The sequence below is a fragment of the Rhodothermus profundi genome, from assembly GCF_900142415.1.
Taxonomy (GTDB): domain Bacteria; phylum Bacteroidota; class Rhodothermia; order Rhodothermales; family Rhodothermaceae; genus Rhodothermus; species Rhodothermus profundi.
Genome location: NZ_FRAU01000014.1, coordinates 1 through 5,444 on the forward strand (window position 1 = coordinate 1; position 5,444 = coordinate 5,444).

The following is a 5,444-nucleotide window of genomic DNA, read 5'->3' on the forward strand; positions in this document are numbered from 1 at the left end:
GAGGGGGCGTTGTGCTTTTTCTGGCCGTTGACGGCCGCCATTCCGCAGGAGATTGCCGCCGTTCCAGGCGACGGCTCGGTCGTGCTAACCTGGCAGGCCGCCCGAGGCGCCCTGAGCTACAACGTCTACCTGGCCGCCGAACCCGGCGTGACCAAGGCCAACTGGCACACCAAAACCGAAGGCCGCCAACTCGAAAACGTCCGCTCGCCGCTGGTCATCACCGGCCTGCGCAATGACCAACCCTATTACTTTGTGGTGACGGCCGTGGGGGTGCGTGGCGAGTCGCGCGAGTCCAACGAAGTGCAGGCTGTGCCGCAGCCGTCGCCCTTTGCTGCTCCGGGGCCGCGCAGTGGCAGGGGGCTGGGGGCTGATTCGGTCCGGTTGGGGCCGCCGCTGCAGGGCAAGACGTTGGTGGCGCATGATGGCGCCGTGGCCATCATCATCGCTCCGCAGGAGCTGACGCTGGAGCCGGGCGAGATGCGCACGCTGGGCGTGTGGCTTGAAGATGCCGACGGCAATCGCTTCGCCGGCAGCGCCGATTATCTGGAGGTAGTGGTGGCGGGGCAGGGCTGGCGCCTGCAGTGGGCGGCACCTGGTAACTTACAGGTGGAGGCTCCGGCGGCGGGGGCTGGTGGGGACAGCGTGTTGGTGTTGGAGGTGCGTTCGTCGTTGTTGGCCGACAGCACGTATTATGCGGGGCAGGCGCTGGTGCGTTTGGTGCGGATTCGGCCGGAGGTGGTTGTGGTGCCGGAGGAAAGGGTGGTCTGGCCTACAAGCTATCCGCTCAGCGCAGAAGAGCAGGCACGTCGAGAAGAATTGTTTTCGCTCATGCAATGGGAGCAAGCCGAGGCGCTCTCAAACACAGCGCCCGGACTGGTGATCGGCGTGGTGCTGCGCGAAGACACCTCCGGCCTGTATCAGGTGGGGCAGCGTATTGTCAGTAAGGGAGAAGGCTTCAGTCTGGGCGGCCAAATTGAACACGTGGTGGCCCGTAACGACACCTACGTCCTGCTCCGCATGCGGCTGCTCCCGCTGGAGGCGCTCTATGTGAGCTATCCTTTTCCGGATCCCCAGCAAATCCTGCAGCGTGGTCTATCTCCTTTCAATCCTAACGCCGTGCGCCTGATTCTCGAACAACAAGAAGAAAGTCTCTATAAAAAACCCAAGTCTCCCTGCCAGAAGAGCGTCAAGCTGCGGGTATCCAATGTCGGCTCGTTGATTACCGTTTCGCTGATCAGCAGCTTCAACTGCTCCTGGCCTCGCGGCAATAGTGGAGTATCTGCGAGTTTTACCGTAGTGTTCAGTGTTGGGCTGCAAACCAGAAATTGGACTTTAATCGACACTGCGCGACTCTATAGATCCCTGATTACACTTCCTGTTCCCGGCATGAACATCCTTAGCTTTGCCAGTATCGCAGCATTGCTGGACAAAATAGACCTCACCCTGTCGATCGATGTAGGAGTATCGCTGGGCTATTTCCTGGTAGCCCGATCCGAATTCGATATCGAAGGCCTGTTCTATGCTGTTCCTCTGTTTCCCGGCACCCTGTTTTACAGCCTCGGTCGGATGGCTGGCGGCATGGCCATCAGCGTGGGCCTGGGCAAGGCCAAGTTTGCCGGTTTGAAAGCAGCGCTGCAGGGCGAAGATACGGTCAGTCTGCCCATTATCACGTTCAGTGCAGGAGTTAAAGGCTCGCTAGGTCTGAATCTCGGCAAGATGCTTCAGTTTGAGAATCCCATCCAGTTTGCACGCGTGGAGCCGTACGTCCGATTGCAATTGCTGGACATTCCTAAAGAAGCGGGCTTTTCCCCGGATGGGCTCTCCTATTACAAGGCAACCGTCAACCTCCTACCTCTTACCGTGGGACCGCTATTAGGCTTTTTCAAGGCTCAGGGGTTGATTACACCCGGACTGAACCGCATTGAGAAAAAGTGGGCTGTCATTCAGCTGGGCGTCAGCCCCTACCTCACCATTGCTCCGCAGGGCCTCACCCCCCACGGCGCCATCACGCGCGGACGCGATGCCCGCCCCATCACCAAAAGCTTGATCACGCTGAGCGCTGGCCGCAAAATTCAGTTATTTGTTGAAGGGACGTTGTTGGCCAAAATTGGTGGAGAAGCCGCCCTGGACCTGTTGAACCTTCCTCTGTTTGAGGTTCAGATAGGCGACGTCAAACTGGGAGGTGTCCGGGTCAACACCGAAGAACGTCGCATCTCAGGCATCCTTGAAGGCTACTCCGACTGGGCAGACCCGGTGTTCTTGTACCACCTGAAATCAGCCGGCAGCAACACGTCCTCGGCTCAACCACACGCCCTGCAACTGTCGGAAGCACCTATCCTGCTCGGCACAGGCGAGCGCACCGGCAACACGTTCGCGTTTACCTACGACGATACCCCGATTGATTGCAGCGTGCCGGAGGGTGGCCGCGCGTATTTGCTCAGCTTCATTACCATTCCGATCCTGAACTTCTCTATCCCACTGGGCTACTCCTACCTTGGGGCAGTGGATCTCTGTGATCCCGAATTTGCCCTGCAACCGGCATCGCTTAACTTTACTGGTCGACAGGGAGACCGCCTTCAGAAAACAACCCAGGCCATTGCCCGGAGCGCCAGCATGGTGACCGTGACCGTCCTTCAACTCGACGGTCCGTTCACCATGATCCCCCTGCAGGCCACCATCTCTCGCCCAGACACTTCCGCAGCCTTTACGGTGCACACGGAATGCACCGGCGAACGCCTGAACCAGCGCCTGACTGGCCGCGCGCTTCTGGCTTTCGACACTGGCCAGAAACAGGTCCGACGCACCCTCTCGATCGCACTCTCCTGCCAGAACAACGAAGACGATCCGGATGAAAACCCGCCCATCACGGGCGATCTTCCTCCGGCCCGGGCCAGTAGCTGGGGGGATCCCCACCTCACCACCTTCGACCGCCTGAGCTACGACTTCCATGCCATTGGCGACTACCTGGCTGCTCGCTCCATGCTTCCGGGCGATCTGTTCGAAATCCAGGTTCGCCACAAGCCGTTCGGAAGCAGCAACCGCGTTTCCGGCAACGCGGCCCTGGCCGCCAACGTGGAAGGCCACCGCGTGGAAATCTATCATGATTCGGCCGCTACTTTTCCGGCCGTCTGGATTAATGGCCAGCGCATAGAAGGCACGCACTGGACGCAGTCACTTAGTGGTGGGGGCAGCGTCGTGGCCCGTGAAAGTCAGGTTGTGGTCTCCTGGAAGGACGGCTCGGCGCTGACGGTCTGGCAACGGGGCATCATTCTCGACTACCAGGTGTTGATCAACGGATTCCGCCGGGGGTACCTGATCGGGCTTCTAGGCGACGGCGACGGTAACCCGGGCAATGATCTGCGCCTGAAAGATGGTACCATCCTTCCAACCACTCGCGAGAAAGACCTGTACCTGACTCCGTTTCGGGACGACTGGCGCATTCCGCTCGGTTCAAAGGAAAGTCTTTTCAGCCAGGGCCCCGACCTCTACACTCCCTTTTTCCCGGATCCTGACGGCCTCTTTACTCTGGAAGATCTGCCTGAGGAACTGCGCGCCTGGGCCGAGCTAACCTGCCGCCTACAAGGCATTGTCACCACGCAAATCCTCCAGGCCTGTATGCTAGACGTGGCTATCACCCGGGATCCGAAGTGGGCAGCCAGTTCGCTGGGAGTGGATCCGAATGTGCCGGGCGTGCACACACAACCCCGAGCGCTCCTTGTGCCACTGGGCAGCCCCGACCGTACGCATCAGATCGGTGCGCTGGTAACCGGCGTCGAAGACAAAACGCTCTTCTGGGAAGGATCCGCCGGGCTCTTTATCCAGCAACAAACCAACAACCGGGTAGCCGTGTCGGTGCCGGACGTAGAAGGCGTCTATGAGGTGCGGGCCTACCTGGCCTCTGATTCTTCGATAAAGGATGTGGCTTACGTGCTGGTTCGACCACCCACATATGCCGTCTGGACCGGCGCAGGGGATGGCCGCAGCTTTTCGGACTGTGCAAACTGGCTTAACAACCAGTGTCCGGGTCCGAACAACGACGTGTACCTCCTAGTCTCCCGCCCGGTAACCATCGACCTGGACGGTCGGGAGGTGTACGCGCTGATTGCGCAGGGACCGATCACATTTAAAGGGAACTTGACCCTGCGTACTGGAGGGGAATTGCGGCATCGGATCGACCTCTCGGCCTCGCAGATCCCGCCGGCAGTGGCGGCACAAGTATCCGTATCAGAGGTATCGTCAGGTAAAACGCCGCCCCTTGTAGCCGCGCAGGATGCGGCCATCTGGGAAGGCGGAACGCTTACCATCCACCAGGGCGCATTGCAGCTTTACGGCAAGGTGCGATTGCGCGGTGCACTGACCGGCACCCTGATCAACCATGGCCAGCTCACCCTGCCCGAATCCGGATCTGGATATATCCTGACCCTGCAGGCCGGCAGCCAGCTCGAAAACCGTGGCATAATCGAGCAGATCGGCCGGCTGCTGATTCGAGACGCCTCCGTACAACTACGCAACCTTGGCACCTGGATCCTCCGTGAAAAGGGTACAGACCGAGCAGACCTCCTCACCCTATCCAGTTCGGTCACGGCATCCTTCACCAACCAGGGTCACATGGTCTACCAGACCAGCGGTACTACCAACTGGAGCAACCTCAACTTTACCCATGAAGGGATGCTGGAAGTCCAGAGCGGAACCTGGACCCTCCAGGGAGGCCATCTGACCCTGGCCGACAGCGCTACCCTGATCGTGGCAGACAGCGCCACCCTGTTCAAAAAATTTGGCAGTCTGACCTCACGAATGCGTCAGCCGACGCCCATTGCCGGCACCTTCCGCCTGGAAAATGCTACGCTTCAAACCAGCACCACCGACTTCACCCAAAACGGCCTCGAGCTGCGCAACGTCGCCCTTGACGGTCGGTTAATCAATCATGGTCGCCTCCAACTCTCAAGATCGATCGCCAGCTACGACCTGACGCTTCAGCCAGGTAGCCACCTGGAAAACCACGGCACCTTCGAACAAATAGAAAGCAGGCTACGAATTACGGACTCTTCCGCTCAGATCCAGAATTTCGGTTCCTGGACGTTCACTGGAACGCACGGTTCACAGCTCTTTACCTCCAGTAATTCCATCAGAGCTTCCTTCACCAACCAGGGCCGTATAATTCATCAGGCTGCCGGCACAACAAGCTGGAGCAACTTCAACTTTACCCATGAAGGAGTGCTTGAAATCCGAAATGGAACCTGGTCCTGGGCAAGAGGAGAGCTGATCCTGACAGACAGCGCAATCTTGATCGTGGCAGACAGCGCTGCCCTGATAAAAGGCGGAGGAACTGTCACGCTCACCATCCCGCAGCCCATGCCCATCGCCGGCAGCTTCCGCCTGCAAAACACCACGCTCCAAACCAGCACCACCTACTTCACCCAAAACGGCCTCGAGCTGCGCAACGT

The 5,444-nt window shown here is 59.2% G+C and carries 1 protein-coding gene; it reads left to right on the forward strand.

Annotated elements, in window-relative coordinates; genetic code table 11:
- The coding region (locus BUA15_RS13475; protein ID WP_143149631.1) for a VWD domain-containing protein at positions 1 to 5,444 on the forward strand (5,444 nt) is incomplete at both ends.